Source organism: Streptomyces sp. NBC_00285 (assembly GCF_036174265.1).
Lineage (GTDB): Bacteria > Actinomycetota > Actinomycetes > Streptomycetales > Streptomycetaceae > Streptomyces.
Genome location: NZ_CP108055.1, coordinates 1 through 25,462, shown reverse-complemented (window position 1 = coordinate 25,462; position 25,462 = coordinate 1). Strand labels below are relative to the sequence as shown.

The 25,462-nt window shown below is 68.1% G+C and carries 31 protein-coding genes; 13 read left to right on the top strand and 18 right to left on the bottom strand.

The features are described from left to right. Positions 1-372: 372 nt before the first annotated feature. The 6 genes from OHT57_RS00155 (at position 373) to OHT57_RS00130 (ending at position 6,798) form a co-directional block, all read left to right on the top strand. A complete protein-coding gene (locus tag OHT57_RS00155) occupies positions 373-2,661 on the top strand; it encodes a hypothetical protein (RefSeq protein WP_328743741.1) in 2,289 nt (762 codons plus the stop codon). A gap of 47 nt (positions 2,662-2,708) precedes the next feature. Then, on the top strand, positions 2,709-3,485 hold the full coding sequence (locus tag OHT57_RS00150) for a cupin domain-containing protein (protein WP_328743740.1): 777 nt from the start codon (positions 2,709-2,711) through the stop codon (positions 3,483-3,485). Beyond that, complete coding sequence (locus tag OHT57_RS00145; RefSeq protein ID WP_328743739.1) at positions 3,482-4,132, top strand: SIS domain-containing protein; 651 nt, start codon at positions 3,482-3,484, stop codon at positions 4,130-4,132. The genes OHT57_RS00150 and OHT57_RS00145 overlap by 4 nt, the downstream gene beginning before the upstream one ends. Next, positions 4,129-5,538, top strand: a complete 1,410-nt coding sequence (locus OHT57_RS00140) for a glycosyltransferase (protein ID WP_328743737.1) — start codon at positions 4,129-4,131, stop codon at positions 5,536-5,538. The genes OHT57_RS00145 and OHT57_RS00140 overlap by 4 nt, the downstream gene beginning before the upstream one ends. A gap of 65 nt (positions 5,539-5,603) precedes the next feature. After that, positions 5,604-5,876: a hypothetical protein gene (locus OHT57_RS00135; RefSeq protein WP_328743736.1), complete on the top strand. Its 273-nt coding sequence runs from the start codon at positions 5,604-5,606 to the stop codon at positions 5,874-5,876. Between the two features lie 73 nt (positions 5,877-5,949). Continuing rightward, the gene (locus OHT57_RS00130) at positions 5,950-6,798 is read left to right on the top strand and encodes an alpha/beta hydrolase (RefSeq protein ID WP_328743735.1); all 849 of its coding nucleotides are present in this window, start codon (positions 5,950-5,952) and stop codon (positions 6,796-6,798) included. Between the two features lie 312 nt (positions 6,799-7,110). On the opposite strand, the gene OHT57_RS00125 is transcribed toward OHT57_RS00130, so the two are convergent. Then, positions 7,111-7,395, bottom strand: a complete 285-nt coding sequence (locus OHT57_RS00125; RefSeq protein ID WP_328743734.1) for a hypothetical protein — start codon at positions 7,393-7,395, stop codon at positions 7,111-7,113. 106 nt (positions 7,396-7,501) lie between these two features. Between OHT57_RS00125 and OHT57_RS00120 the strand changes: the two genes are divergently transcribed. The 6 genes from OHT57_RS00120 to OHT57_RS00095 all read left to right on the top strand — a co-directional run bounded on the left by OHT57_RS00120 (position 7,502) and on the right by OHT57_RS00095 (position 16,176). Continuing rightward, positions 7,502-8,605, top strand: coding sequence for a tyrosine-type recombinase/integrase (locus OHT57_RS00120; RefSeq protein WP_443053389.1), 1,104 nt, complete (start codon positions 7,502-7,504; stop codon positions 8,603-8,605). 9 nt (positions 8,606-8,614) lie between these two features. Then, positions 8,615-8,944, top strand: a complete 330-nt coding sequence (locus OHT57_RS00115) for a helix-turn-helix domain-containing protein (protein ID WP_328743733.1) — start codon at positions 8,615-8,617, stop codon at positions 8,942-8,944. 7 nt (positions 8,945-8,951) lie between these two features. Beyond that, positions 8,952-10,064, top strand: a complete 1,113-nt coding sequence (locus OHT57_RS00110) for a hypothetical protein (RefSeq protein WP_328743732.1) — start codon at positions 8,952-8,954, stop codon at positions 10,062-10,064. Between the two features lie 233 nt (positions 10,065-10,297). Further along, positions 10,298-11,482: a hypothetical protein gene (locus OHT57_RS00105; protein ID WP_328743731.1), complete on the top strand. Its 1,185-nt coding sequence runs from the start codon at positions 10,298-10,300 to the stop codon at positions 11,480-11,482. A gap of 368 nt (positions 11,483-11,850) precedes the next feature. Beyond that, positions 11,851-14,943, top strand: coding sequence for a hypothetical protein (locus OHT57_RS00100; RefSeq protein WP_328743730.1), 3,093 nt, complete (start codon positions 11,851-11,853; stop codon positions 14,941-14,943). Between the two features lie 15 nt (positions 14,944-14,958). Beyond that, positions 14,959-16,176 (top strand): hypothetical protein, encoded by a 1,218-nt coding sequence (locus OHT57_RS00095; RefSeq protein WP_328743729.1) that lies wholly within the window; start codon positions 14,959-14,961, stop codon positions 16,174-16,176. 43 nt (positions 16,177-16,219) lie between these two features. Here OHT57_RS00095 and OHT57_RS00090 read toward each other — a convergent pair whose 3' ends face one another. Both OHT57_RS00090 and OHT57_RS00085 read right to left on the bottom strand, forming a co-directional pair. Beyond that, positions 16,220-16,546 carry a hypothetical protein gene (locus tag OHT57_RS00090; protein ID WP_328743728.1) on the bottom strand — a complete coding sequence of 109 codons (327 nt, stop codon included), beginning with the start codon at positions 16,544-16,546 and terminating at the stop codon, positions 16,220-16,222. Between the two features lie 6 nt (positions 16,547-16,552). Beyond that, a complete protein-coding gene (locus OHT57_RS00085; protein ID WP_328743726.1) occupies positions 16,553-17,080 on the bottom strand; it encodes a hypothetical protein in 528 nt (175 codons plus the stop codon). A gap of 81 nt (positions 17,081-17,161) precedes the next feature. Between OHT57_RS00085 and OHT57_RS00080 the strand changes: the two genes are divergently transcribed. Then, entirely contained in the window at positions 17,162-17,368 is a 207-nt protein-coding gene (locus OHT57_RS00080; RefSeq protein WP_328743725.1) for a hypothetical protein, read from the top strand. Between the two features lie 52 nt (positions 17,369-17,420). Here OHT57_RS00080 and OHT57_RS00075 read toward each other — a convergent pair whose 3' ends face one another. The 15 genes from OHT57_RS00075 to OHT57_RS00005 all read right to left on the bottom strand — a co-directional run bounded on the left by OHT57_RS00075 (position 17,421) and on the right by OHT57_RS00005 (position 25,278). Next, on the bottom strand, positions 17,421-18,116 hold the full coding sequence (locus OHT57_RS00075) for a hypothetical protein (protein ID WP_328743724.1): 696 nt from the start codon (positions 18,114-18,116) through the stop codon (positions 17,421-17,423). A 58-nt stretch (positions 18,117-18,174) separates the two neighbouring features. Continuing rightward, entirely contained in the window at positions 18,175-18,414 is a 240-nt protein-coding gene (locus OHT57_RS00070; RefSeq protein WP_328743723.1) for a hypothetical protein, read from the bottom strand. 61 nt (positions 18,415-18,475) lie between these two features. Next, complete coding sequence (locus tag OHT57_RS00065; RefSeq protein WP_328743722.1) at positions 18,476-18,820, bottom strand: hypothetical protein; 345 nt, start codon at positions 18,818-18,820, stop codon at positions 18,476-18,478. Between the two features lie 135 nt (positions 18,821-18,955). After that, positions 18,956-19,567, bottom strand: a complete 612-nt coding sequence (locus OHT57_RS00060) for a hypothetical protein (protein WP_328743721.1) — start codon at positions 19,565-19,567, stop codon at positions 18,956-18,958. Positions 19,568-19,577: 10 nt separating this feature from the next. Beyond that, positions 19,578-19,778 carry a hypothetical protein gene (locus OHT57_RS00055; protein WP_328743720.1) on the bottom strand — a complete coding sequence of 67 codons (201 nt, stop codon included), beginning with the start codon at positions 19,776-19,778 and terminating at the stop codon, positions 19,578-19,580. Further along, complete coding sequence (locus OHT57_RS00050) at positions 19,775-20,485, bottom strand: hypothetical protein (RefSeq protein WP_328743719.1); 711 nt, start codon at positions 20,483-20,485, stop codon at positions 19,775-19,777. Before OHT57_RS00050 ends, OHT57_RS00055 begins: the two co-directional genes overlap by 4 nt. A gap of 50 nt (positions 20,486-20,535) precedes the next feature. Then, positions 20,536-20,907, bottom strand: coding sequence for a hypothetical protein (locus OHT57_RS00045; RefSeq protein WP_328743717.1), 372 nt, complete (start codon positions 20,905-20,907; stop codon positions 20,536-20,538). Between the two features lie 31 nt (positions 20,908-20,938). Further along, positions 20,939-21,274, bottom strand: a complete 336-nt coding sequence (locus tag OHT57_RS00040; RefSeq protein WP_328743715.1) for a hypothetical protein — start codon at positions 21,272-21,274, stop codon at positions 20,939-20,941. A 74-nt stretch (positions 21,275-21,348) separates the two neighbouring features. Further along, entirely contained in the window at positions 21,349-21,591 is a 243-nt protein-coding gene (locus tag OHT57_RS00035) for a hypothetical protein (protein ID WP_328743714.1), read from the bottom strand. A gap of 132 nt (positions 21,592-21,723) precedes the next feature. Then, positions 21,724-21,915, bottom strand: a complete 192-nt coding sequence (locus OHT57_RS00030) for a hypothetical protein (RefSeq protein ID WP_328743712.1) — start codon at positions 21,913-21,915, stop codon at positions 21,724-21,726. A gap of 289 nt (positions 21,916-22,204) precedes the next feature. Continuing rightward, on the bottom strand, positions 22,205-22,525 hold the full coding sequence (locus tag OHT57_RS00025; RefSeq protein ID WP_328743710.1) for a hypothetical protein: 321 nt from the start codon (positions 22,523-22,525) through the stop codon (positions 22,205-22,207). Positions 22,526-22,695: 170 nt separating this feature from the next. Continuing rightward, the gene (locus tag OHT57_RS00020; protein WP_328743709.1) at positions 22,696-22,902 is read right to left on the bottom strand and encodes a hypothetical protein; all 207 of its coding nucleotides are present in this window, start codon (positions 22,900-22,902) and stop codon (positions 22,696-22,698) included. Continuing rightward, positions 22,899-23,372: a hypothetical protein gene (locus tag OHT57_RS00015; protein WP_328743708.1), complete on the bottom strand. Its 474-nt coding sequence runs from the start codon at positions 23,370-23,372 to the stop codon at positions 22,899-22,901. The genes OHT57_RS00020 and OHT57_RS00015 overlap by 4 nt, the downstream gene beginning before the upstream one ends. Beyond that, positions 23,365-23,853, bottom strand: coding sequence for a hypothetical protein (locus tag OHT57_RS00010; protein WP_328743707.1), 489 nt, complete (start codon positions 23,851-23,853; stop codon positions 23,365-23,367). Before OHT57_RS00010 ends, OHT57_RS00015 begins: the two co-directional genes overlap by 8 nt. 249 nt (positions 23,854-24,102) lie before the next feature. Further along, positions 24,103-25,278, bottom strand: a complete 1,176-nt coding sequence (locus OHT57_RS00005; protein WP_328743706.1) for a DUF932 domain-containing protein — start codon at positions 25,276-25,278, stop codon at positions 24,103-24,105. Positions 25,279-25,462 lie beyond the last annotated feature (184 nt).

Here is a 25,462-nt window from a genome sequence, read left to right as displayed (position 1 = left end):
ATCGGCAGCGCAGGGAACGGTTGGTGCGGCGGCAAGAGCATGGGGGGCGATCTTGCAGGGGATACGTGCGTCCCATCCCGGCACCCTGACGGCACTCCGGTCACGGAGCCGTTCGGGCCCGCCAAGGGTGCTCCGTACGTGGCTAGCCTGAGGCGCGCGTCCACCCTGACCCTGTGGGTGGGGACGGCAGCCACTGGTTCTGTCCTGGCAGGGCTGGAGAACCACTCCTGGTGGGGGCTGGCGGCGGCGGGCGTCGCTGGCGCACTCGCCGAAGTGTTCGCCGCGCGGGCCGGGGCCGGTCCGTCCGCCTCGTCTGGCTCCTTATCAGGTGCGCTCGTCCCGCATCAACTCCCGGCTGGCTTACCCGACTTCGTGGGCCGTGCCGACGAGATCGCCCTACTCAGCGCATCGGGCAGGCGGCGCGGCGGGCCCACGGCCGACATACGGGTGATCTGCGGGCCGGGCGGGATCGGCAAGACCTCGCTCATCATCCACGCCGTCGAACAAGTCATCGCGAGGTTTCCTGACGGCCAGCTCTACGTAGATCTCCAGGGCTACGGACCGAACCCCCTCACCGCGCGGCACGTCCTTGGCGGCTGGCTGCGTGACCTGGGGATGGACGAACGCCGTATCCCGGCTGGCCTGATGGAGCGCAGCCGCGAGTTCCGCTCCATTATGTCCGGCCGGCGTGCCGCGATCATCCTCGACAACGCGAACGGCGAGGAGCAGATCCGGGCCTTGCTGGTGGCCAGCGGACGGTGCGTCACTTTCATCTCCAGCCGTGACCCGCTGGGCGGGCTGGCCGCGAGCCTGCGCCTGCGACTGGACGGGTTGTCCGTGACGGAGTCGCTGGAGCTGCTGTCTCGGGTCCTGGGCCGGGAGCGGATCGAGGGGGAGGCCGAGGCCGCCCGTCAGCTGTCCGACGTCGCCGGTGGCCTCCCTCTGGCACTGCGCGTGCTGAGCGGCAGACTGGTGGACGGCTCCCAGCCGATCACCTCGTTCCTGGGGCGGCTCGCCCGGCAGCGCGCCGAGAACCGGCTGCTGTCCGAGTTCACGTTCGGCGATCTGAGCGTCGAGCAAAGTGTCGCGCTCAGTCGGGAGCATCTGACTGAACCCACCCGCCGCGCCTTCGACCTGCTGGGGCTGCATCCCGCAGACGAGTGGTCCAACTGGTCGGTGGCCGCACTGTGCGGCTGCTCCCTGATGGAGGCGCAGGAGCTGACGAGTGCCCTCTGCCGGGCCCAGCTGGTGAGGACGAAGCGGACGAGAGTGCTCCAGCCGTCCCGGTTCTATCTGCACGACTTGGTGCGGGAGTTCGCCCGGGGCCAGGCCACCCGGCAGTTGACCCGCCAGGACCGTGACGCGGCCGTCATCCGGCTCGCCTCGGCCTACCTGGCGATGGCGGACCTCGCTGACCGGGCCGTTCATCCCTCTGGTGTGCGCCACCTGGGCCGGACCGACGCCCCACGCTATCCGCTCGACGCGGAGAGCGAGCAGCTCGCGATCACCGACCCCTTCGGCTGGTTCCGCCTGGAGAGCGAGCCGCTGGCTGCGGTCGTCTCCCGATGCCGGGATATCGGGGCATGGGGGCTGTGCTGGGAGTTGTCCGACGCATGCAGCGTCGCCCTGGAGAACCTGCGTCTGTGGGACGTCGGCGCGCGCTGCGCGGAGACCGGGCTCGAAGCCGCCGAGCGGCTGGATGCCGACCGGGCGCGCGCCGCGGTACTGCGCAACCTGGGGGAGATCGACCGTGAACTCGGGGCGAAGGACACCGCCGTCGAGCGGCTGGAACAGTCGGTGGACCTGTTTAAGTCGCTCGACGACCCATTCGGCGTCATCGACGCGAGCAGCAACCTGGGCCTGGTACAGCTGCGTTGGGGGGATCCGCAGGCGGCCCAGGAACGACTGCGGGAGGCCCTGGACACGGCCCGGGGCATCGCGGACACCCGGGGTGTGTCCTGGACGCTAGAGATCCTTGGTGAATGCGCTGCGCTGCGCGGCGACACGGACACTGGACTGCGGTGCCTGCGTGAGGCTACCGCGCTGTTCGAGGCCGCAGGCGAGCAGCGGGGGCAGGCGTTCGCCCTGTTGAACGAGGCGCTGCTCGCGCTGGACGACGCTGGCTGGACCCCTGGACCGTGCGTGGGCCCCGGCAGCGGCCGGACGCGGGACGTGGTGGAGGCGGAGGATGCGGCCCGGGTAAAAGCGCTCCTGGATCGTGCGGACGGCGTCTTCCGCGAACTCGGTGATGTCCGCAACAGCGCGCTGGTGGCGGTGGCCCGGATCAGGGAGCGGATCGTCACAAGCCGGGACCGCGAGGCGCGGGCGCTGTCGCGGACGGCCAAGCTGATGGAGGGCTTCGAACTGGATTGGCGGTTGCGCGGGCTCCTGGTGCACTGCGACGCGGTCCTCGACCACCGGCGCGGCGCGCGAGTGTCCGCCGTACGCGGGTGTGAGCGCGCCCTCGTGCTGGTACAGCCGTTCGGCGACCGACTGTCGATGGCCGGTATCCGGCTGCACCTGGGCGTATTGGCCCAGGACGGCAGGCGTCCCGCCGAGGCGACCGGGCACTACCGGGCGGCCCGTGAGCTGTACCGCTCCCTGAGGAGGGAGGACGGCCTGCGGGTGTGCGCGCAGCGTCTCGCCCAAGTGGAGTCCTGAACCCTGACCGGACCGAGTCATGTTCGCGAGCGAGCAGGAGAGTGACCATGCACAGTTCCCCTTTCACGCCGGCGGTGAGCCGTGACCTGGTCGCCTCCGACACCGCCCGGCGCTACCTCTTCGTCGAGCACCGGCTGGGGCCGGACGGCGCCCTGCCGTCGCGCCCCCCGTCCGCTGGCTACCGCACGTTCCTCGTCCTGGCAGGGTCGGTCCGGCTGGTCCAGAGTGGAGGCGGCCGCGACCGGGTCCTCACCCCGTTGGAGGGCTGGCACGCCTTACCGGGCAGCGTCTTCGGATGCGCCGCGGCGGGTCCCGGGGACGCGCTGCTCCTGGAGGCCGGCTGCCTTCCGGAGAGCACACGCCCAGTGAGGCCGGACGCACCTGAGCCGTGTCACGACCTGAGCGACTACATGGTGACCAAGCCCTGGGGGTCCGAGGTCTGGTACACGCAGAACGCGCCAGATTGCGGCTACGTGGTGAAACGCATCCGTATGGAGGCGGGGAACCGTTCCTCGCTCCAGTCGCACCGGCGCAAGACGGAGACGAACTACGTCGTGGACGGGGTGGCCGATGTACTGAACGGGGCCCCTGCACCGGACGGCCCCGGCGTCCCGGTCGCCATACCGGCGGCCGCCTGGACCCGCCACACGGCGGGCACGTTCTGGACGTCACCGCCGGACACACTGCACCGGGTCGTCGCGAAGCAGGCGTACACGTCCGTGGAGGTTTCCACAACCGAACTCGACGACGTCGTGCGCTGGGCCGACGACACCGGACGCGCCGACGGGCGGATCACTGCGGAGCACCCGGGAAGGCGGGCATGACGGCGAACCGGGACTTGGCCGCGGCCGTACGGCTCTACCTGGACGAACAGCGCTGCGTCCTGGATCGGTTCCCGGCGCGGGACGTGGTCCGCGTTGCGGACGAACTGTTCCGCACCTACCGTGCGGGCGGGACGGTCTACGCCCTGGCTAACGGGGGTAACGCTGGCACGCTCGATCACGTGTACGCCGACTTCCGGCTGCACCCCTTCGTCTCCGAGGACAAGTCGCGCCCAGTCTCCCCCGGAGTTCCGCGGCTGGACTTCGTGAACCTGTGCGGCTCCGCGGCGGAACTGACCGCGCTGGTCAACGACGTGGGGCCCGACCTTATGTTCGCCTCACAGCTCGCGGGCCGTGTGGGACTCGACGACTTCGTCATGGCCTATTCCGGCAGCGGGAACTCCCCGAACGTGCTCCGGGCGCTGGAAGTGGCGCGGTCGGCCGGTGCGCAAACCTTCGTGATGACCAAGGGCTCGGGGGGACGCTGCCGGAAGTCGGCAGACATCTGCTTGGTGGTGCCTGGCACCTCGCGTTTCCCCGGTCAGACCGGGGCGAATGACAATAACTTCCACTTCGAGGACGCGATCTTGTCAGTGAACCACATGCTGGTCGGCCTCCTCAAGGAGCGGGTGCAGGAGGCGGCCGAATGAGCGCCGTAGCCGAGGGCGGGCTGACACTCCAGCCGACGCCGCTGCCGTTCGACCTCGCCGGCTTCGAAGTACTCATTGGCCCCGAGCGCACGGCGCGGCTGCACACCGCTGCGGCGGCTCTCCGTGAATCCTTGGGCGGCGGAACCCTGTGGCATGTCAACTCCACCGGCGCGGGCGGCGGCGTCGCGGAGATGCTGCACACACTGCTGCCCCTGTACCGGCGGCTGGGGATGCGGGCACGGTGGGCGGTCGTCGGCGGCGACACCGGTTTCTTCACGCTAGCCAAGCGGCTCGGGCTCGCACTGTACGGCAGTACAGGCGACGGCGGTCAGCTGGGACCGACCGAACGCGATGCCTATCTCGCTGCCCTGGGCGGGCCGGGCGAGAGGCTCGCCAGCCTCGTCCGGCCCGGGGACGTCGTTTTGCTGCACGACCATCAAACGGCGGGACTTGTGCCACGGCTTGCCCGGCGGGGAGTACGGGTGTACTGGCGGTGTCATGTCGGCGTCGACCGGCCGACCGAGGTGTCCGACCGGGCCTGGAACCTGCTCGCCCCACTCCTGGACGGCGCACATGGCACGCTCTTCTCGGTGCCGTGGCACATCCCGGACCGGCTGCGGAACGGACGCGCAGCGGTCCTGGCGCCGTTCATCGCGCCGTTCTCCGCTAAGAATCGCCCACTGGACCAGGCCACGGTCCGGCGTGCCCTGGTCCGCTGCGGTCTGCGGCCGGATGACGGCACCCCGGCGGGCCCGAACGGCGGCGGCCCACCCGTCCAGGTGACCGGCGAAGCGCCGCCCGACCCCGAAGAGCCTCTGATCGCCCAGGTCTCCCGCTGGGACCGGCTCAAGGACATGCACGGGGTGCTGGCCGCGGTGACAGACCATGTGCCGGACGGCCACCTCGCGTTAGTTGGTCCCGACCCGCTGGGCGTGCCCGACGACACCGAGCAGGCCCTGTGGTTCGAGCGCTGCCGCACCGCGTGGCTGCGGCTCCCACCCGCCCAGCGCAGGAGGGTCACGCTGGTCTGCCTGCCGATGGATGACCTGGTGGACAACGCGCTGCTGGTCAACTCAATCCAGCGGGCTTCCACGGTGGTTCTGCAGAAGAGCCTCGCCGAAGGGTTCGGGCTTACCGTCACGGAGGCGATGTGGAAGGCACGAACGGTCGTGGCTGCGGGTGTCGGCGGCATCCGGGCCCAGGTCACCCACGGCCGGACCGGGCTGCTCGTAGACGACCCCCACGACCTGCCGGGTTTCGCGGAGCTGGTGATCTCGGCCCTGCACGGCGGCATGGACATCGACACCCTGGGCGAGCGTGCCCGGCAGCGGGTACGCGCGGACTTCCTACCCGACACCGAGATCCACACCATGGCCCGGCTCCTCACGGGGGGTGTTCACGAGTAGGGGTGACGTGGGGCGTCCGGAACATCTGAAGAATCTTTCCCCATCCGCACTCGATCATCTGTATCGTGCTCGCCGACCTCGGGCGGGTCCAGCTCAAGCGCGGCAACACCACCCAGGCCCTGCCCACCGGTAACGAGTTTCTCAACTGCGCGGACAGCGTTCAGTCATTTTTGCTCGCTTTTGTTCGGGCGTCGGCGAGGGATTGGATCGCTGAACATCACGGCGACTCGCAGCTTCTCAAGGGCCGGGCAGCTTGCGGGCGGCTGCGGTTATCCGGGTTGGTTCCGGAGCGTCGGCGGCGATCAGCCGGCTGTTCTCAACCATCAGCCGCTGGTTGACGTTGCGGAGTGCCTGCATGGCGGTCTCTGCTTGGCGGGCGACAGTCGGACGGTCTCTCCTAGAGTGGCCCGCATGACCATCGAGGTGCCCTACCAGCCGCTTCCGGTTGACCAGTCAGACGTTCGCTATGCCCACGGCCCCGACTCGGTTGTCCTGCCGGGCGTGCCAGCCGGCGAGACCATTGAGTTCGACTGGAACGAAAGCGCGGTCTACCCGGGCACGTCACGGAAGTTCTGGGTTCATGTCCCCGCACAGTACGACCGCTCAGAGCCGGCGTCGCTGATGGTGTTCCAGGACGGACAGTGGTACCTGGACCCTGAAGGGGAGGTCCGCGGCGCGATAGTCCTGGACAACCTCATCCATCGCGGTGACATCCCGGTCACCATCAGCGTGTTCGTCGACCCAGGTGTTTTCCCCGACGCTGAGGATCCGAAGAACCGCAACACCGAGTACGACGCATACGACGATCGGTACGTCACCTTTCTCCTGACCGAGATCATCCCTGAGGTCACCAAGCGCTACTCGATCACCGAGGACCCCGATCGGTGGGGCATCTGCGGTGGCAGCAGCGGCGGCAATTGCGCCTTCACCGCAGCGTGGCTCCGCCCTGACAAGTTCCGCCGAGTCATCGGGTACCTGTCCAGCTTCACGCAGATGCCAGGAGGCAACCCTTACCCAGGGATCATTCCCAGCGTTTCCCGTAAGCCGCTGCGTATTTTCATGCAGGCTGGCCATCGTGACCTGCACTGGAACGAGCCCGAGTGGAATTGGCTCGCCCACAACTTGCGCGTCGCGGCTGCTCTCGCAGAAGCCGGCTACGACTTCCGCCTCGTCCTGGGCGATGGCGGCCACAGCCCCAACCACGGTGGGGTCCTGCTCCCCGATGCCCTCCGCTGGTTGTGGCGGTCGGACGAGGGCTGAGTACCGCCTGCAACGCTCCGGCCGCAGGGCAGCCACTTGATCGCCCGGACACGTCCTCAACGGTTCCCGCTCGATTCCACATAAAGCAGAACGTGCAGTACGACTTCGGCCAGTGCACGCCGAACCGCTCCAGCAGGTAGGACTCGCACCGCTGCCGGTTCCAGCCCCAGTCGATGAGCGGGAACTCCCCGGTACGCCCGGGCATCTTCGAGGTGACCTGGTCGCCGAGGCGGCGGCCTTCCTCGTCGGCGTTGAAGCCCATGATTTGCCTGAACGGCCGACCGCCGAAGACCTGCTTGAGCCACCAGTCGCCTACGTCTCCCTTCGCCCAGAGGCTGCATTTGCGGGTGCCGGCCACCTGGGGCACCGTGCCACGGACTCCTGGTCGGCCCACAGCGTCCACGGCCCGCGCGCGATGAGCTGCTCGGGGTGACGGGAGTCGTCGAGGATCGTGAACCCGTCGGACTGGAGGTGCCCGTTGCGCGCCAGCTGGACGAAGCGCACGCCGTTCTCGCGCAGCAGCGGGATCATGAACTCGAACCCCGGGGAATTGCATCTGACGCGCGATCCCGTACGGCGCGACCTGCTGATCTGCATCCTTCCCCACCTTGTCGTCTTCGTCGACTCGGATAGCTGACCAGCAGCTTTGCGGCATTGCTTGCATGTGATGCATGATTCGTGCACCCAGAGGAAGGGGTGCAGCGTGGCTCGTTCGGGGTCGGATGACCCGCTCGGCCGGATGATCCTGGTCGACGGCGTCGCCCTCCTTCACCCTGAGGACGCGGTGTTCGACGCGATGCTGGAAGGGTGGCGGCGCCAGCAGCGGGGCGGCAGGCGGCTGCAGCCGAAGACGATCGGTGACCGGCTGTCAGTGGTACGCCGGTTCATGGAGTACGCCAACGAGTACCCGTGGACGTGGTCGGCGGGTGACCTCGACGACTGGATGACTGAACTGATTGCTGCGGGCGACCGGGCCGAGTCGACTATCCGCAACTACCAGGGCTCCATCCGGCAGTTCTGCGACTACATTACCTCGCCGTACTACCAGTGGCCGGAGATCTGTGAGGAACGCTTCGGCACCCATCCGGTCCAGATCTGCCACGAGTGGAACACCGTCGCCCACCTCACCGAGTACGAGGGCAGCGCCGACCGGCGGCCGATGACCCGTGAGGAATGCCAGGCACTGTTCGACTACGCAGACGACCAGGTGGAACGGGCGATCCGACTGGGCCGCAAGGGGGCGATGGCGGCCTACCGCGACGCCACGGTGTTCAAGACCATCTACGGCTGGGGCCTGCGCGCGACTGAAGTATCCCGTCTGGACACGACCGACTTCTACAAGAATCCGAAGGCTCCTGAGCTGGGCAAGTTCGGCGCCCTGCACGTCCGTTACGGCAAGCGGACCAAGGGATCCCCGCCCCGTCGCCGCACAGTGCTCAGCCTGATGCCCTGGGCAGTCGAGTCTGTGGAGGACTACCTCCTCAACCTCCGCCCCCGCTACCGCGCGAGCGACCGGCCAGCCCTCTGGCTGACCGAGCGGGGCGGCCGGCTCCAGCCCCGGGAGATCGAGGACCGGTTCGCCGAATACCGCGGCGCCCTGGGCATGGATGAGGATCTGACTCCGCACTGCCTCAGGCATGCGTATGTGACCCACAACATCGAGGACGGAGCCGACCCGAAGTTCATCCAGGAACAGGTCGGACATCTCTATGCCTCCACGACCGCCATCTACACCGGGGTCAGCGGGGACTTCATGAACACGATGATGCGGAAGGTCCTGGACCGTGCACTCACCGCTGACCAGTAGGGATACGACATGACGGCAAAACTGGACTACCGCTGGCACCTGCGCGAGGTCATGGCAACCCGCGGCATGTTCTCCACCACCGACCTACGGCCACTGCTGGCCGAGCGGGGCATCGACTTGTCCCCCAGCCAGACTTACCGGCTCGTGGTGGAGAGGCCCGAGCGGCTGAGCCTGAAGACACTCATGGCCCTGCTCGACATCCTCGGCTGCTCGATGGAAGAGCTGATCCAGCCGGTCGCCGTCGCCGCCCAGCGCCGCAAGGCGGCCGGCGACGCCGCCGAGACCCACGGCGGACTCGGCGGCCTCCGGCCGACGCGGGCCCGCATCGTGAAGGAGTAGGCCCCGCGTGCCCCAGGAGCATGACCAGCCTCCCCGGTTCCTCACCGAGCCGACCGCGTTGATCGCCGAGGTCGTCCTGGCTATCGAACCCGAGCTCTCCCCGGCCGTGGTCGCCGAGGCCATCGCCTCGACGGCCAAGATGAAGTCCCGTCACCGCAAGCTCGCCGAGGCCCTCAGCCGGGACCCCGAACTGCTCACGTCCGGTCGCCCCGAGGGACCCGTGGCTATCCAGAAACTCGTGCGGGCCCTGCAGGCTGTCGGCGCCACTCGGGTCGTGCTGCCCAGATGCGCCCACTGCGGCAAACAGCACCGCCTGCCCAACCTCGACGGCGACCAGCGGATCTGTGCCTACTGCCAGATGAAGCAGGCCGCGGCTGCGAACCCGTGCGTCATCTGCGGCCGGACCGCGTATGCCGCCAGCCACGACCGCCTCGGCCAGCCCCGCTGTGCCCTTCATCCCGACACCGGTAACCAGGACCCCGTCGACGTCGTCTGCGACCACACTGCCGCAGTCGACCCCGGCCTCGCCCGGGATGAGGTGGCCGCCGCGGTCCGGGCAATCTGCCAGATGCCCGCCCAGCAGCGTCAGCTGGCCTTGGCCCTGGAGGTCAACCTCCGCCTGTTGACCGGAGAGGGCGCCCACGGGCCGCACAAGCTCATCCTCCTGATCGAAGACCTCCTGGCCCGCGGCGCCCGGAACATTGTGCTGCCGGCCTGCCCGTTCTGCGGCACCGACCGAAAGCTCCGCCACGGCCTGGACGGCCAACGCGCCTGCCGCGCCTGCTACGAGAAGTTCCGCCTCCTGCCCTGCTCGCGCTGCGGGCGAACCAAGCCGGTCGCCACCAGAACTGTCGACGACCAGCCGCTGTGTCACCCCTGCACCCGAGCCGACCCGGTCAACCACGCACCAGCTGCGGACGTACCGCGAACATCGTTCGCGGCAACGGTCACCAGCGACTCTGCGGACGATGCTTCCGGCCACCGACAGCCGTCTGCGCGGACTGCGGCCGGACCCGGCCCTGCTACTTCGCCCAGAGCGAGGCGCCCCGCTGCGAGGCGTGTTCCAACCAGCTGCGGCCGCCCGAGACGTGCTCCCGCTGCGGCAACGAACGGTCGGTGAAGGCCCGGCTGCCCGACGGCGGGCCTCTCTGTCACAGCTGCATTCGGGTTCCGGTGCCGTGCCACATTTGTGGCACGGCCAAGCCGCTCACTGGACGCGGCCCGAACGGGGAAGCACTCTGCCGGTCCTGCTACGACAAGCACCCCATCGCCAGACGCAACTGTGTCCAGTGTGGTGCCCTCGAACGGCTCTATCACCACGGGCTTTGCAACTCGTGTGCATTCAACCGGCAGTTGACCGGCTTGCTCGGCGGGCCGGACGGCACCGTCCGAGCGGACCTGGAACCGGTGTTCCAATGCTTACACCGGGGCGATCCGCTCTCTCTTCTGTACTGGCTTCGTGAACCCGTTCCGCGGCGTCTGTTGGCCGCTCTCGCTGCCGCGAAGGGGCCCGTGACGCACGACCTCCTCGACCGCCTTGGACACCCGGTCAAAGCAGTCCGGCACTTGAGAGCAGCCCTGGCTGCCGACGGTGTTCTTCCGGCTCGCGACGAGCGCCTCGCCGAACTTGAGCGATGGCTGCCCCGGGCCGTCGCCCGAATCGAGGACGTAAGCGAGCGTCAGGTCGTCCGCGGCTTCGCCACCTGGCACCACTTGCGGCGGCTCCGGCGAGACGCCGAGAAACGGCCCGTCACGCTGCACCAAGCGGTTGTCGTCCGCCGTGAGGTCAAGGCCGCAATCCAACTGATCGAATGGCTCCGGGCCCGCGGCACGAGCCTGGCCACATGCACCCAACACGACATCGACGACTGGCTGGCCACTGACCTCTGGGTTCGCTATCTCGCCCGGACCTTCCTGGTCTGGTCAGTACGCAATCGCCACGCTCACCACGTCGTGATCCCGATCCCGCCTCAGGACTCGGCGATGGTCCTCATTGAGCAAGATCAACGATGGGCCCACGTCCGCCGGCTCGTGAAGGGAGACGGGGTCGACACCGCCACCCGCGTCACGGGCCTTCTTCTCTTGCTGTTCGCCCAGCCTCTGAGTCGAACCTCCCGGATCCGCCTGGACCAGGTCACCTGTACAAAGGACGCGGTTGCGCTCGCACTCGGGTCCCACCCGACCGACCTGCAGCCACCGCTGGACTCCCTCGTGTTGGAGCTCGTCCAGCAGCGGCACGGGTACTCCACTCTCGGACGCAGTGACGATCACCCCTGGCTGTTCCCGGGCACGGCTGGCGGACAGCCGATCAGTAGCCGACAGCTCATGCGCAAGCTCACCGCCCTGGGTATCAAGGCACGGCCCGCCCGCAACACCACACTCATGGAGCTCTCCTCGGAACTCCCGGCCGTCGTCCTCAGCCGCCTGCTGGGGCTTCACATCAGCCGTGCCGAGCAGTGGACCAAGGAGGCTGGTTCCACAAGGGCTGACTACGCCGCCGAACTCTCCCGCCGACAGGCGTTCCGCCCTTCGACGTAGCCGAGCATCAATCACTGACAGGGGTTCCTGGACAGAGCCCCAGCGTTCTCGCGATTCATCCTGCTTGGCTCCGGCGGCACGATCTCGACCTCGCCGGTCGGGACCAGCGGCAGAGCCAACGGGCCGTCAACCGTCGAGGAACGAAAGCAGCATTTCACGAGAACGCCGGGCCCTGCACCCCGGATATTTCTTGGCCAAACACGACCCTTGGTATTCGAACGACGCTCACAATGGCGGTGCAGCATCCCACAGTCACCACCTATTTCAAAACATCAACAATCAATCATGTATCCGTTATGTACACGTCGGCACGGAAGGAGGAGCCTGGGCGAGACAGGGCAAGCTCTACTTCAACAGGAAGGATCAATATGAGCGCCACCAATGAGGTATTTCGATTGGTCAGTCTCCGCGGTGCGGACAATCGGCGCACCCTGGAGCCGACCCCTCGCAACCCTGGGGGATCGCACTTTCGATCCTTAGACGCGGTCGGCAGGCTGTGGCGCAGCTCGGGTCAGGATCTCGCCGACGCAGCGCAGAGGCTGCCGTACTGGGACGAGGGTGAACTGGGAGAGCAAGTGCCATGGGTGGACCTGGCGTCTCAGTTCACCAAGAAGCCGCGGGCGAAGTTCCAGGACAAGACGGTCGAAGTCCTTGGCGAATCAGCGTCCGTGGAAGAATACGCACATACTGGGCACTTCGGCACCGCCCATGATCGGTTGATTGCATCCTGGCTGGCATTGCAGCTCCGGCAGCGCGCCGGCGATCCGGAGCCAGTCCGACTCATGACGGCACACGAGGCCGCGCTGCGATTCGCCGAGGTAATTCGGCGGATCGGTGCTGGCGCATACGCCGTGGCTGACGGTCCGGCATTGCTCACCATCCCGCTGGTCGTCCCCTCTGCGTGGCGAACGCCAGCTAGCGTCCTGGGAACTGGCCACGGCGGCGGGCCCAAGGCGCAACAGCCAGCCCAGCAGGTCGACGTCAGGAAGGACAGGAATGCGGCCGTGGCCGAGGCCCGCGCACTGCAGACCATCATGGTGAAGGCAACACTTCTCTTCGACGACTCTGGCGACTTGTCCGTCGACGATGGGTTCTTTACTGCGCTCGGCACGCGCCTCCGCGCACCCGCTCGGACGGTTCTCGCCGCATTCCTTCAGGATCGAGGCACGTTCTCGAACTTCGGCGACTTCATCGACGATCTACAGGTCGACCTGCAAGCCAAGCTCGCTACTGCCAACGACCTGTGTAGAAAGATCCGGGTGTATGAGCAATCGCTCACCGAGCAGCTCCCTGAACCGAGGAGACCCACCACGAAGGCCCGCCCGGCGATCACAGCCCTTGGGTGGGGTGATTTGCTCGTCGTTCGCGAGGACCTGGTCGGCTATGAGGCCCGCGAGATCTCGCACATTGAGAACGTCCTCGCTGGCGAGAGTACAACCCGCGAGCACGAGCGCTCTCACCGACTTGAAGCGACAGTGGAAAACGAGACCACGACAGAGACGACCACCGAACACGAGCTGGAAACGACGGACCGGTTCGAGCTGCAGGCGGAATCAAGTAACTCTATCTCCACAGACTTTGCCGTCCGAGCCGGAGTCAATACCTCCGGCAAGTACGGACTCACCAACGTCGATACATCGGCTGGGGTCGAGTTGAGTCGATCGGAGGAGGAGGCCAGCCGGTCGGCGACCCGCACCGCACAGGACGTCGTCAGCAAAGCGGTGACCCGCACTCAGGAACGCGCTCGGGAGTTGCGCCGCACGGTGACCACCGACACGATCCGCGAACTCACCAGCCACACGATCAACAACACGGCCGATGGAGGAGGAGGTCAGCCTCAAGCACGGTCCGGCGTTTACCGGTGGGTAGAGAAGGTGCAGCGGCTACAGCTCTACCAATACGGCAAGCGCTTCATGATTGAGTTCTCGATCCCAGAACCGGCCTTGTCGCTCATCGAGGCCGCGCAGCCGGTACGGCCGGACGTACCTAAGCCGCTGCCTCTCGCCTTCGGTCCGCACGACATTACCGAAGCGAACTATCTGTGCCTCACCGAGTCATACGGGGCGCGTGACGTCGCCGCTCCGCCACCGCTGCTGATGCAGATCGGGGACGCCTTCGCTATCGAGATCAAGGACTCAGACAACGAAGGTGAGGTCACGGTCGGTAAGGCACTTCAGGTGCCGGTGGGTTACGAGCCGATCAGCGGCCGATACGCGACGACCGGCCGAGGTCGCGGCGCCGGGAATGTAGTCAACAAATTCCATGCCCATCTCGCCGTGGGCGGGGAGGTCGTCCTCGACTCTGGTGTTGAGTTGGAGGGAGGTTCTGACGCCGACGGTTTGCAGAGCTATCAGTCATCCTTCGTGCTTGCCATGCCCAGCGTCGCCGATGACCATGGCATCCCGGTAACCGTCCGCTTCGCCAACGCCTACGACAACGCGGCCACCATGAACGTCTACCTCAAGTGCCGCCGCAGCGTAGCGTTGTTTGCACGCTGGCAGCTCGACACCTACCAGCGGCTTCTGCAGGCTCACGAGGTGTTGGAGACACGGTACCGGGAGTCGTTGAGTCAGGCCCGGTTCGGTACGCCGAGTGTCCCTCTCTTCGGCGGCCGACCCTCGGTACAGAACCGTGCCATTGAACGCGACGAACTCAAGAAATGGGCGATAGGGCTGATGCGCGGCGGACCGTACACCTACGACGCCGTCGTGCAATATGACGGAGTTCCGCAACTCGACCCAGTTGCCGCGGACGAGCAGGCGCCGGTTGTGAGGTTCTTCGCGCAGTCATTCGAGTGGGATCAGATGAGCTATGTGCTCGAACCCTACTTTTGGGGCCGCACTGCGGCCTGGCCACTGCGCCAGCATCTCTCTGTCCCGAACGACCCCAAGCACGAAGCATTCCTGCGAGCAGGCTCGGCCCGCGTCATCGTCCCAATCACCGCCGGTCACGAAGCCCGTGTTCTGGCCTACCTCGACAGTGAGCCGTCGCTGCCTGAATGGCAGCAGGACCGGCTGGATGAGTGGGATCCCAATGAACCGCTGCAGCGCATCCCGCCCACCGCCCGGGATTTGGTCACAACTAACCCCGCGGAAGTGCTTGGCCTCCAGTACTCAGACATGTGGCTGGAGTTACTGGAGGACGCCCATCCCGACGTGCTGCGCGGCTCTGGCCACCTCAACCTAACCAACGGCAACACGCAGGCCCTCCTCGTCGACACCGACGAGCGGATCACCAACCGCGACGTGGGGCGAGAAATCTTCATCGACGGAGAACGCTACGAAATCGTCAGCTTCGCCGCCGGAGGCCAACATTTCGACCTCGACCGGAACTACGAGGGACCAACCAGCCCGACGACGACCTACGCCATCGGCAGCGTAAAACGCGGCGCGCCGTGGGACGTAAGAGTACCGACCAACCTGGTGGTGCTGTCAGCCAACCGCGCAGACCTCACCATGTGACCCGAGGCGCTCACCATGACAGTCGACGCCACTGCTATCCGCGATCTAAAGGATCGGCTCAGCTTCGAACGGCACGCGCAGATCCGGTCGCTTCGAGAGGTTGCCGCATCGGTGATCGCGGCAGCTGGTCAGGTCCGCGACGTCCGGCTCGACCAGCTCGAAAACCCTGACATTGCCGAATCGGACACTTTGCGGGACATTCTGTTCGACGTACTCATCGAACTTACTCTCGGCCCGCTCGCGTCGGCTGCCACCTCGATGATCACCAAGCGGGTCACATCACGATTCCTCAAGCCCCTCCTCGGCAAACAGTCCGATAACAGCAGCCGCATCGTCACGATCCCCACCATCGTCGTGCCATACCCGCTTGGCTACGCGGTGGCCGCTGTGGAAAGCCGCGTGCCCGATTACGAGACGAATCCAGGACTCTGGAGAGAAGTCTGGACCAGCCTCACATTGGGATTCGCGAGCAGCGCTGTAAGCGTCGGCAAGGGCCTTGCCGAAAGAGCCGTCACTCCATCGCCGGCAAACACCTTCGTGCCATCAGCGGCAGACAGCCCCGCCAGTACCGTCGAAGAGGCCGTGCTGCGCCGTTGTGCCGTCCTGGAGCATGTGGTCGGGCGGACATTCGACAGCTACGAGCGCGATCTCGACGATCAGGGCCTCACCGCCGAGAAAGCTTCCGAGCTGAAGAAGTTCCTGGCCGAGCTAGCCGCGACACCACGCATCTCTGGCAACGAGGCACGTGTCTTGCGGCTCTTTTTCGAAAAGTGCATCTGGTGTATCGCGTTGCCAAGCATCGCCAAAGCCAACCGGGAAACTCTCTACCAGAGAGCTGGAGAGGATGAAGTGGAGATCACCTCAATCCCAGTTAGGGAGTTGACCATAAGCGAAGACCTGGCGAGCTATCTGGTACGTAGACTCCCCCATCCTCGCGGGGATGGCCTGCAAACTTTCGCCGCTCATGTCCCTGCTGGCTTCGAGCGGATCGAATCGCTCGGAAGAGGTTTTAAGTCTGACCTGCCATGGCGTGCCAAAGGTGGTGGCGAACTCAAATTGCCCTACTTTGTGCCGAGCGGTGCATACACTGAGCTGACGGATCACTTCAGCCGGATGCATGGAGAAATGGAGACGCTTGGCAAGAAGCTGGCCGCGGTCACCCCGAAGGCCATCAGTACGGCGAGCGATCCGATGCGCCAGGCAGCACGCATATACGGCCCCCCCGCTCCTTGAAGTTGTCGCGGCCACAGAGCAGGCACTCAGGACACGTGCGTTCTCACGCGGCGAGATGAGCAACGCACCCGGACGTGCCGTGATGGCCCGGATGGTGTTTCGCCACATCCAGAGGTCGGCCATTGCGCAGGTTCTGATAGCCGAACTTACCGATATCGGCCAGGAGCCGGGTTTCGGGCCACTCGCTGCCGGTGGCCATGTAGAGGACGGCGGTGCGGTCGAGGTCGATGCCGTGCGCATCCGGGGCGGTGAGCATCTTGGCGATGTAGGCCGAGGAGTCAGCGCCGGCACCCCAGTTGATGATGGTGTCCAGGTCGTCGTCGGCGGCGCTGAGGCCGGGCAGTGACGGCGTGTACGTCGTACGGGGCATGGCGGATCACTCCTCGAGGGGCCGGTCCGTCAGCCGCTGGGCGGAGACGATGAGTAGGCGGTCGTCGGCGGGCCAGGGATCGCAGGACTCCCAGGAATCGCCCTGGGACAGCAGCACCACCTCGCCGGGCGCCGTGACGAGGCAGCACACGCCGCAGCCGCACGACGGGTCGAAGGGCTCGGGGTGGGCGATGTAGGGGGTGACGAAGTAGTCGGCTCCCTCCTCGCCGACCGCGGCCAGGAGCAGGTCGCCGTCCGCGACGTCGCCGGCGCGTGCGGCAGAGCGAGCGCGAGACGGGGGTCCGGGCTGTTGACGGCGAGCTGCCCGTCGATGAGGCAGGTGAACACGGAGGAAGTCCTCGTGGTTGGGAGGGTCCAGGAGGGCGAGCTGGTCAAGCGCTGTGACCAGCTCCGGGTCGGCGATCTCCTGGCCAGCGCTGTCTCCGGCGGGCGCACCACGCGCACCATGGTGCGGGTGTTCCTGAGGTCGGGGATGTCCTCGTTGGTCGTGAGCGCCGCCATAAACGGGTTCCACTCGATGGACATGCCGTCCGTGCTCATGCGCTCGATCGTTGTGAAGTAGGCCGCCACGGGCGCGCGACCGCCGCGAGGCTGGGTGGCCGCAAACGCTGCGACCCGGCTGACCACGATCTGGCGCCAGGCTTCCTCGGTGGCCTCCACGACTTCGACGGCCAGCGCGTCCAGAGCTGCTGGTGTGAGGCTGCGCAGCGCGTCGCGCACCGTCGCCGCGGTCGGCGCCGCCAGGGATGCGGCCAGTTCCTCGGTGTTCATCGCGGGAGTCCTCCTCGGGCAGGCGTTTTAATGCAAATAATAGTGTCTCTTGATGGAAAGTGAACCCCCTCCGACCTGATGCTTTACGGCCAGTCGTGCTCTCGGCGGGGCGGTAGCGCGAAGGTGCGCCGGGGATCGATGCGCACACAGCGCTCGCAGTAGGCCGTGACGCGGTTGGCGGTGCACTCGCCCCACTGGCACTCGAAGCGCTCACGCGGCCCGCAGATGAGGCACCGCCACAGCGTGATCCCGTGCATCTCGCACGGCTTGTAGCGCGTGCGGGCGGGCAGCAACTCCAGTGCGGGGCGGGGGCGTTCGAGGCGCGCGACGTCGCCGGCCGGGAATGACTCGGCGCCGTCGTGTATCCAGCGGGGCGACAGATGGGCGTACCGCTCGGGCGTGGTGTAGTACGGCAGACCGGCCGGGCTGAACACCATGGCCAGATGGCCGCCGGAGACCAGGGTTTCCAGCCGGTCATGGCTGAACTCCCCGCACAGGGACAGCATTTCGTCCTGGCGCAGGCTGAAGCCGTACCCGTACCGGCGCAGGATCCGGCGCTCGGTGGCGGCCGGGCCCCACTGGGCGGCGTCGAGCTCTTCGACGGCCTCGATCGCGGCCGTCGGGTTGGCGGTCAGCTTGCGTGCCGAGTCCTCGGCGGCCGCACGGGTGGCGTGGCTGCTGAGCGCGTACCCGTGGAGCTGGTCCACGACCTGGTGGCGTCCCTCGTGCTCGGCGGCGGCATACCGGACGGGCCGCTGCTGGGTGCGGCGTCGGGGCATGGCGGAGCTCCCTCTGCGCAAGGGGCGGGAGGTGGCGGGGCGGCCGGCCGGGCGGGGGTCACCGCCTGGGTAGCGGCCTGTAGGCGGAGAAGACGTAGTGGCCCAGCTCGCGCAGCATGCCGGCGGTGCCGTCCACGGCCGCGGGGTCGTGATCGGCCTGACGGGTGTACGCCTCGATTTCGTTGTTCCAGGCGAAGCCCTGGGCGGCAAGGGACTGTTCGGTGGCGGGCGTGAGGTCGTCTGAGGACTGCGGAGCGGCAACGAGTCCGTGAGCGGGGTCGGGTACGACGAGGAACACCGGACTCCTTCCGTGTGGGCTGCCCTGGTCGGGGCGGCCCACGGACGGGGCGGATGGCTGGTCAGCGGGTGACGGTGACGGTGTAGTCGGCGTCCAGGACGGCGAGCGCGGCACGGATGGACGCGCGGGTCTCCGTGCTCGGGGCCGAGTAGGGGAAGTCCAGGGCGAGCACCGCGTCGTCCAGGTCGTCGTCGGACAGCGGCAGCGTGTGCCCGCTGCGGTAGAGAGCGACTGCGGTCGCCGTGGCGACACGGACGCGGTTGTAGGCGATGGCCTCCCCGGCCGTGACGTCGGTGCCGAATGCTTCGCGCGCGGTGGGCGGCAGTTCCGCGATCCCGGCGGCGAACCGGCGGGCGGGAATGCGCAGATGTGCCGGTCGCAGGGCGCGGCGCAGCGTTCCAAGCATGGCAACTCCTGGGACTGAAGGGGGAAGGGGGCTGTCAGCCGGTGAATGAGGGGGGAGGTGACGGCGCCCCCTCGGCCCACTACTAGTAATAGTGTGAGCTAGGAGGGTGTGAACCCGCCCCTGACCTGCTCTTTTTCACTCCCGTGACGCCAGGGTGAACGCGGCCAGCATGGCAATCACGGAGCTGGGGCGCCCGGACGCTTCGGCCTGCACCCTCTCACCGGAGGGGCCGACCAGCACGGTGGCGCTGTCGACCTGGACGGGGCCGTGCTCGCCGGGCGGCCTGGTGTCGTGCTGCCAGATGATCCGGGTGTGCCGGTACTGCTCGTCGATCCGGGCCCCGGGGAGTGCGCCGGCCACGGCTTCGGTGACGGCGCGGCGGCTGCTCTCCTCTGCCTCCTGCCGTGCGGCGATTTCGGCGGCCTGCTGTGCGGCCTCGGCGTGCAGGGGGTACAGCCGCCGGGTGATCTCACGGGCCACGTGGCGGGCGCTGCGGGCTGTGACCCCGATCGACGGTGCGATCATCTTGGTCTCGTCTGGCAGTGCGGCGTGGATCTTCAAGCGGTCAGGGTGGCGGTCGTCGGGCTGGCACAGGCGCAGGGCGCGGCCGTCTCCGTCGACGATGAACCGTCCCAAACCGCCGTCGTAGTTGGTGAGTTCGGCCGTACGGCAGTGCGTACCCAGCTCCCGCGCCACTTCGTCGGCGAACGCGTTGAACTGCTCCTGTGTAATCAACTCGCATGTCATGGCGCTCTGTTCACTCCTTCGGATGGCTGGGGGGTGTGCTCGGGGCGGGGTTCCGCGTGCCCTGGTCGTGGATCTCGGCATCGCGGCGGGCGTCCTCGGCGGTGTATCCGGTGTCGCACCATGCGTGGCACAGCTGGCCTGGGGGTGCGCCGCACGTCTCGCACCGGTCGTCGAAGTCCTCCGGGCGCCATGGGCGCAGCTGGCCGCTCACGTGGGGCTCTCCCGGATGTGGTCGGCCAGAGCACGGGCGGACATGACGGGGCTCTGGTGGGGCGGGGCGGCTCGGACGGCCCGCCACAGATTCGACGGCTGCCACGGGTCGAAGTCGATTCCGGCGACGGGCCGGATGGACCACTGGCGGCCGGGGGGGCCGGTGACGGTGTACGTCAGACGCCGTGGGGTGGCCCGGCGTCCGTTGTCCTCCCAGGAAAGGCCGGCGGCCGTGAGCGCGCTGCCCAGCTCGTTGCGGCGCGACCGGGTGATGTGCTCGAACTCGGCCGGGATCAGGTGGAAGTCGGCCATGTCGTGGCCCCGCCACTCCTCCTCGTGGCCGTCCTCGCGGGTGACGACATACACGCAGGCCTGCTGCTGGAGGGGGCGGCCTCCCCACGTCCATACGCGCTGGGAGCTGGTGACCTCCCACACGCCCTCAGGGCTGCGCAGCTGCTCACCCACCCGGAGCGGACGGGGCGGCTGGGTGTGGAAGCTGCGGGGGCCGGGCGTCAGACCGTTGTCCTTGAGATCGGCGCACTGCGAGCACATCCATGCGGTCTCGCCGTGAAGCCGGTGGATGGCCCAGCAGTCGGTGTAGCAGGTCGAGCACACGAACCGGCAGTCCGCAGAGGCGAGGACCGTTGCCATGTACGTCAAGCGGGGCAAGCGGCTGATGACCATGCCGAAGTGGCGTCCGGCGGACACGGTTTCTCCTTCCAGGGGGGGTGAGCGACGCGAGCGGCCTGCCGGACGAGTCAGGGTGCGGCGGTCCACAGAGGGAGGCCGGTGGTGGTGCGGGCGCTGATGCCGGGGCGCTCGGGCACCTCGCGGTAGTCGGACACCTTCACGTAGCCGCCCCGTTCGGTGTCGAGGCGGACCGGGGCGCCCTCCCATTCCCACTGCTCGATGAGTTCCGCGGGGAGGTTCTCGACGTTGTCGGCCTCGACCTGTACGGCCCACGCGGTCAGCTCCTCGCCGTACTCCCGCCGCCACTCCCGCAGAACGGTGAAGAGGTGGGCGAAGTCGTCGACCAGGGCCAGGGCGCGCGCCTGGTCGGGGGCGGGGTCCTCGGCGTAGGTCGGCGCATCGGGGCGGGTGCGCTCACCGAGGCTCATCAGCCAACGCATGATCGGGGCTCCTGTCTTCGGTGTCGGATGGTCACGCGGCGGTACGGGCGGGTGCGTTGCCCATGTAGGCGGTGTCGATCTCGTCGGGCCACTCGCAGTCGACGCACGGGAGGCGCTCGCACCACCGCCAGTCGTGGCCGTGGGGGCAGCGGGGCGCCCGGTAGGTGACGTGCACGACGGCCGAGTACGTGAAGTGCGCGTGGTCGACCGGGTCGGCGTACTGGTGGCGGACGGAGTTGGAGTCGTCGAGGTGCTCGGTGACGGTGAAGACGGTGATCTCGTGGCGTGTGTTGTCGAGGTCGGTGGTGATGTAGCGGTCGCCGGTTTCGAGGGTGCGGGCGTACTGCCGGCCGGTACTCAGGGCCATCTCGGGAGCCTTCGTGGTCAAGCGCCCCCGGGATCACGGGCTGAGCGTGTGGGCGAGGGGTGAGGGGCGGTGGGTCAGGGGCGGCCGGACGGCTCGGGCTTGCAGTAGCGGTAGAGGAACCGCGCGGCCCACGTGCGGCTGGTGAAGCCGGGGATGCCGCCGCTGCCGGGGCGGTTGCCGGGAAACTCGGCCACCCACGCGCAGACGCCGTTCGGGTCGTGCCAGACGACCCCGTAACAGGTGCTGCGATCTTGACGGTCAAGAACCCGGCGGCCGAACGAGCCGGTGTTGGCGGCGAACGTGAGCTGCTCGGTCACGGCGGTTCCTTCAGTCCGGGGCGGGTGCGAGAGGGGGCGGGGCAGGACTTGTGACGCCCCTCTCGCACTTTTAATAATAGTGTTTCTAGGGTGGGTGTGAACCCGCCCCTGACCTGCGCTTTCCTCCGTCTGTCAGGGGGTGCCGACCAGGGCCGGGCGGCGGCCGCGCGGGCGCCTGCGCTGCTGGGCACGCAGGGAGTCGGCTTCCTCCTGGGCGCGGCGGGCGCGCTCGTGCTCCTCGGCGGCCGCGCTGACGCAGTAGGGGGCCCACCACTGCAACCCCCTGATCTTCTGGGTCAGTGAGTCGGGGCGGTCGGCCAGCATCAGCAGCAGGACCGGGTCCGGGGAGAAAGAGAGCCACCGTGCGGCGGTCCGCCATGCGGCCTCGGCGGCCTTCCGCTCCGGGAGCGCGGTACGGGCCTCGCGCTCCAGGCGGACGGCTTCGGCCTGGTGGCAGGAGGCGGACCAGGTGAGGAAGCGCAGCAGGCCGGGGGTGTCACGCTGCCGTGAGGCCTCCAGGATCGCGGGCAGGTCGGCGCGCTGCGCGACGTGCTCGGCGCAGCCGCGCAGGACGGCGGTGAGTACCGCTTCCGTCTTCTCTGATGGCGGGTGATCAGCGGCGGACGGCAGCGGATATACCGAGACCCCGGGGCGGCCGGTGCTGTCGCGGTAGAGGGTCAGGCTGCCGTGGTAGCCGGTGCGGCCGCGGGAGGTCCTCGTCGGGGGCGGTGGTCTTGAAGGCGTTGACGGGGCCGAGACAGGCGCGGACGGCGGTGAACTGGTCCCAGCGGTGAGGGTCGGTGGTGCCGGTGACGTGCACGCTGCCGCGCATCGCTCCGCCCAGCTCGAACACGACGGCGTCGGCGTGGCGGGGGCCGGCGGTGGCGCGCACGGGGCCGGCGGGCGTGTCGATGGTCAGGATCGGACTGGTCATGGGCTGCGACTCCTCGGGACTCGACCGGGTGGGCTGAGGGGGCGTGCCGCCCCGCACTCGCCGAAGGGGAGGGTGCGGGCGCGGGGCGGTAGTCGGCCAGTGGCGCGCTGGCCGGGGCGGCCGTCCACGCCCCCGTACCGGGGGAGGGGCGTGGACGGCGTCTGCGGGGGTTACTCCTTCGGCGGCTTGTGTCGGCGGAGGGTGCCCCGGTCGGTCAGGCTGGGGCGGCGGCCACAGGGACAGTCCGCGTAGCGGCGGCCGTGCATCTTGAAGAACTTCCCGCCGAGCGCATGGCCGTTGACCTGCTCGATCGTGCCGGAAACCGGCTTGGTGTTGGTGCAGTAGCCGTCCGGCGTGACGGCGGGCTTGTCGCTCATGAGCGCTCCTCGGCGGTCCCGTGGGGGCGGTGCAGGACGGGGGCGTGACAGACCACGTGCGGCGCGGCGTCGTCTGCGGGGAGGGACGTGGCGGCCTTGTGGAGTTCGGCTGTGTCCATGGGGTGCAGCCATCCGGCCCGTACCTCCCACCCGCACGTGCGTATGCCTGCGTCGGCGGTCGTGGCGACCAGGACGGCGTCACGCACGGTGCTGTTCTCCAGCGCGAACGTCAGCAGTACGAAGAACTGCACGTACTCCTCGGCGGAGTGATCCACGTGACACGATCCCGGCTCGACGGTCACGTACAGGTCGGCGCTCACCTCCGTGCCGTCCGTGCGCTCGGCGTTGATGTGCAGCTCGTGGCTTCCCTCTCCGAGGGCCGGGAACAACGCGGTCAGCGCGTGCAGGGCGCGGCCCATGGCGGACGCCGTGGCGGCGTTGTCGGGCCGTGGGAGCTCCGGTTCAGGCATGCGGGGCCTCCTCGTCGGAGTCGGGGAGCTGGATGAGAACGGGGGCGGGGTAGACCTCACGTTCTACGGCGGCGACGTCGGGGCACGGAATGACGGCGGCCTGGAGTTCGTCCGTGTCCATGGGGTGAAGCCACCCGTCACGCACGGACCAGCCGCACGCGCGGGGGGTGGGCTCTGCGGCCGTGGTGGCGATCAGGACGGCGCTGCGCATCGTGCTGCCCTCCAGCGCGAACACCAGCAGCATGCGCAGGGCGCAGAACTCGTCTTCGTCCAGGACGGCCAGGCGCAGCGGCTCCATGCCGATCGAGAGATCAGTTCGGCCCGTGACGAACGCGTTGTCGGTCCGCTCGGCCACGAGGTTCAGCGTGTGCTCACCGTCTCCGAGTGCCTGGAACACGGCGGAAAGGGCGGTCAGGGTGCGGCTCATGGCGGCCGCGATGGCGTCGTCTCCGGGGTGGGTGATCTCCGGGCGTGCAGACATGAGGACTCCTCACGGGGCGGGGCGGTGGGCGACGGAGGCCGGCTGCACTGCGCCCCTGGGCACAACGGGCTTCTTGTGGGCGCGCGGGCGGCTCCGTCGACGCGTCGCGCTGCCGCTACGCGGCAGAGGCGGGGCGGGCGCGCTCCGCGCTCCCTGCGGGGCTGGGTCGCGCGCTCCGCGCTCTGGGACGGTCGGACCCGTGCGGGCCGGGCTGGGCTGGGGGAGTTGCCCGGCCCGCACGGGGGTCTGTCAGCCGTGCGCGGCGGCGGCCGTGAGGGCGGGAACCGCGAGCGCTTCCAGGGCGGCGGCCTGGTCGGCGTCGGTGAGGGTCTGCGCGGTCGACGTGACAGCCTGCATCACGCCCCCGGCCGTCATCTGCCCACCCCGGATGAAGTGGGAAAGGATCCGGTCCTTGGCCTCGTTGCCGATGCTGAGCGACTTGGTGACGTGCTCGATGGTCTTTGTCGGCTCGTCCAGCGTCTTCCCGGCGGCGGCCTCCATCTCGTACACCTTGGCCTCGACGTATTCCCGTGACAGGAACGTGCGCACGGCGTCGGCGGTCTTGGACGTGATCAGCTCCAGCGTCTTGCGCTGGGTCTGGCCGGACCAGGACACAACGCCCTCGTCCTGCTTGCCCCCCAGGTGCACGGCGCGCATGACGTCCTTGGTCTGGGTCAGACCGTTGCGGCACACCTGGATGACCGCGCGCGGGGTGATGGTGTACGCCCCCGAACCAACCTCGCTGTTGGTGATGACGAACCCTGCGGAGATCATCGGGAGTTCGTCACCGCTGCGGCCGTCGAACGGGGAGCGGTAGCCGCGCAGCAGGTTGCGGGCCTGGATCGCGACCGCTTCGGACTCGACGCGCACATACATGCGCCGGTCGGTGAGGTCGCACCCCGTGATCCGGGTGGGGTGCCCAGACTTCTCCACCCCGTCCAGGGCGGCCAGCAGCATGTCAAGGTTGTCCATCAGCTTGTAGCTGTCGGACAGCAGCGCGCGGGCCACACCCTCACCGGGCATGCCGGGGCCGTTCTCGCTCCGGAACGCGCGGAGCATGAAACGGCGCTCCGGCTCCTGCCGCATCCACGCGTTGACGTTCTCGTCCAGCAGCGGGACGTTCTCCGCGCGCATGCGGCGTAGGTAGGCGAGCGGGATGCGGAGCTTGTCCGAAACCCCCTCGTCGGCAACGGCGGTCGGCCGGTAGATGCCATCGACGGCCGTCACACCTGCCGCGCTGATCTGGGACTCCACGCCCTCGACGTGGATGTTTCCCTCACGCATCCGCAGCGCGGACACGGAGGCGATGATGTCCAGCTTCCGGCGCTCCCCGGCTTCCAGGATGCTGACCAGGTCGGACAGGTCGGCGTTACGGGCCCCCGTGGGGGCGAGGTTCGTAGCGCGCTCGGCGTACTGCTGAGTCATGCGGTGATCCCCTTCGCTGTTGGTCTCTGCGGGTCGGGGGGTGGAGCCACCACCCCCCGAACAACTTCAATAATAGTGTGTTTCAGGGGTGAGTGAACCCACCCCTGACCAGCACACTTAGACCAACGGCGCTCGGAACTCGGGGAGCGGCGTCACGCTCTGCCCCCGCACGTTCGTGACGGCG

Bases quoted from the DNA above. Each gene is read 5' to 3' on its own strand.
- OHT57_RS00150 (WP_328743740.1), top strand. From the start codon at position 2,709: ATGCACAGTTCCCCTTTCACGCCGGCGGTGAGCCGTGACCTGGTCGCC.
- OHT57_RS00145 (WP_328743739.1), top strand. From the start codon at position 3,482: ATGACGGCGAACCGGGACTTGGCCGCGGCCGTACGGCTCTACCTGGAC.
- OHT57_RS00140 (WP_328743737.1), top strand. From the start codon at position 4,129: ATGAGCGCCGTAGCCGAGGGCGGGCTGACACTCCAGCCGACGCCGCTG.
- OHT57_RS00130 (WP_328743735.1), top strand. From the start codon at position 5,950: ATGACCATCGAGGTGCCCTACCAGCCGCTTCCGGTTGACCAGTCAGAC.
- OHT57_RS00125 (WP_328743734.1), bottom strand. From the start codon at position 7,395: ATGCAGATCAGCAGGTCGCGCCGTACGGGATCGCGCGTCAGATGCAAT.
- OHT57_RS00115 (WP_328743733.1), top strand. From the start codon at position 8,615: ATGACGGCAAAACTGGACTACCGCTGGCACCTGCGCGAGGTCATGGCA.
- OHT57_RS00100 (WP_328743730.1), top strand. From the start codon at position 11,851: ATGAGCGCCACCAATGAGGTATTTCGATTGGTCAGTCTCCGCGGTGCG.
- OHT57_RS00095 (WP_328743729.1), top strand. From the start codon at position 14,959: ATGACAGTCGACGCCACTGCTATCCGCGATCTAAAGGATCGGCTCAGC.
- OHT57_RS00090 (WP_328743728.1), bottom strand. From the start codon at position 16,546: ATGCCCCGTACGACGTACACGCCGTCACTGCCCGGCCTCAGCGCCGCC.
- OHT57_RS00075 (WP_328743724.1), bottom strand. From the start codon at position 18,116: ATGCCCCGACGCCGCACCCAGCAGCGGCCCGTCCGGTATGCCGCCGCC.
- OHT57_RS00065 (WP_328743722.1), bottom strand. From the start codon at position 18,820: ATGCTTGGAACGCTGCGCCGCGCCCTGCGACCGGCACATCTGCGCATT.
- OHT57_RS00060 (WP_328743721.1), bottom strand. From the start codon at position 19,567: ATGACATGCGAGTTGATTACACAGGAGCAGTTCAACGCGTTCGCCGAC.
- OHT57_RS00045 (WP_328743717.1), bottom strand. From the start codon at position 20,907: ATGCGTTGGCTGATGAGCCTCGGTGAGCGCACCCGCCCCGATGCGCCG.
- OHT57_RS00040 (WP_328743715.1), bottom strand. From the start codon at position 21,274: ATGGCCCTGAGTACCGGCCGGCAGTACGCCCGCACCCTCGAAACCGGC.
- OHT57_RS00030 (WP_328743712.1), bottom strand. From the start codon at position 21,915: ATGCTGGCCGACCGCCCCGACTCACTGACCCAGAAGATCAGGGGGTTG.
- OHT57_RS00025 (WP_328743710.1), bottom strand. From the start codon at position 22,525: ATGACCAGTCCGATCCTGACCATCGACACGCCCGCCGGCCCCGTGCGC.
- OHT57_RS00020 (WP_328743709.1), bottom strand. From the start codon at position 22,902: ATGAGCGACAAGCCCGCCGTCACGCCGGACGGCTACTGCACCAACACC.
- OHT57_RS00015 (WP_328743708.1), bottom strand. From the start codon at position 23,372: ATGCCTGAACCGGAGCTCCCACGGCCCGACAACGCCGCCACGGCGTCC.
- OHT57_RS00010 (WP_328743707.1), bottom strand. From the start codon at position 23,853: ATGTCTGCACGCCCGGAGATCACCCACCCCGGAGACGACGCCATCGCG.
- OHT57_RS00005 (WP_328743706.1), bottom strand. From the start codon at position 25,278: ATGACTCAGCAGTACGCCGAGCGCGCTACGAACCTCGCCCCCACGGGG.